3 protein-coding genes are annotated in these 1198 nt (G+C 55.3%); all 3 read left to right on the top strand.

The annotated features are described in order from the left end of the window. Positions 1–272 (top strand): hypothetical protein (locus J07HQW2_RS09070; protein WP_021055163.1); only part of this gene is annotated, 272 nt, incomplete at its 5' end. A gap of 289 nt (positions 273–561) precedes the next feature. Continuing rightward, positions 562–930 carry a hypothetical protein gene (locus tag J07HQW2_RS09065; RefSeq protein ID WP_021055162.1) on the top strand — a complete coding sequence of 123 codons (369 nt, stop codon included), beginning with the start codon at positions 562–564 and terminating at the stop codon, positions 928–930. A 77-nt stretch (positions 931–1007) separates the two neighbouring features. Then, a partial coding sequence (locus J07HQW2_RS18235) for a hypothetical protein (RefSeq protein ID WP_021055161.1) occupies positions 1008–1198 on the top strand: 191 nt, incomplete at its 3' end.

Here is a 1198-nt window from a genome sequence, read left to right as displayed (position 1 = left end):
AGTACAACTACGATCTCGCAGCAGTGTATCGACCGGCAGGATTTCTGTCAAACGAGTCGTTGTTCGGGTTCTACGCTGAAACGAGCGAGTGCTGTGATCTGTTGCGGGGTCGAGACGGATATCGCTCCGGCTATCCAGACATGGTAGACTATCCAAAGATGCCCGTTCGCCCGGCACACCTCCCGATGCTTTTTGATATCCTTCCACTGTACTACACGTCGGATTGCTGGGAATCATCCACTCCACGTGACGCACCCACACTCGTAACATAAGAACTCGTCCGTGGCGCCGCTGGAACCAACCAGGGTCACGGTCAGCACACGCCGGCGATAGCAACGCCACCGGCCGTCATGAATGAAAGCGCCACTGAACACCAGTCTCTACAGGCGTTCACTGCACAGTGGTTTCGTGAACAAGGTTATGAGGTGACGGAGATCACAACAGACCGCCTCCAGACCGGATCTCCGGTGTGACACTGGTGAGGAAACCCTCGCTATCGAGATTGAATCAAAAAACACGACCAAACCTGCGAACCTCCTGACCAATATTGCCCGCGCGGACATGCAGGATCGACGCGTCGCGCTCGTGGTTGGGTCAGCAAAGGCCGCCACGTGGGCAGCTACTGTCGTACAAGCGCCGTTCAGAGACACAACAAACACTGAGACATTGTTGTACAAGTTGACAGCACCTGTCCGAACCGACGATGGTTCGGTGGTATTGCTCCCGAAGGATGCCAACACAGCCGAGTGGTGGCTCACACATGATGGTACGCTTCGATTAGACGCTGCTGGGCGAACACTGGCTACTGGACCGGCTGAAGCGGGTGTCAGTAGCTTCGAATATGAAAGCCCACAGTTCACACCGGCTCGTCGTCGATACACCAACTGGCACGCGTGGCGGGACGTGCATGAGCAGCGGAGCACTTACTGACGACTGGACAATCGTTCGTGTGCCACATGTTCCGACCCAACTCAACTATTTTCCTCGGGTCCACATCATGTACCACGATGGCACGAGTCTGCAAGCTTTCGAGCCGACCGCAGATTTGGGATGTCTCGACAAATTCTCGTCGTTATGAGAGTGCCGTACAAGCGTTTCTTGACACGTATACTATCGACGCTGAGGGACTGAGTTGGCAATCGACGCGTTTCGTGAGCAGGCACTCGAGTGGTACCGACAGCTCACTGATCGGGAGCTA

The sequence above is a fragment of the Haloquadratum walsbyi J07HQW2 genome (genome assembly GCF_000415985.1).
Lineage (GTDB): Archaea > Halobacteriota > Halobacteria > Halobacteriales > Haloferacaceae > Haloquadratum > Haloquadratum walsbyi_B.
Note: the sequence above shows the minus strand (reverse complement) of the source record. Positions and strands in the feature narration are given on the sequence as shown.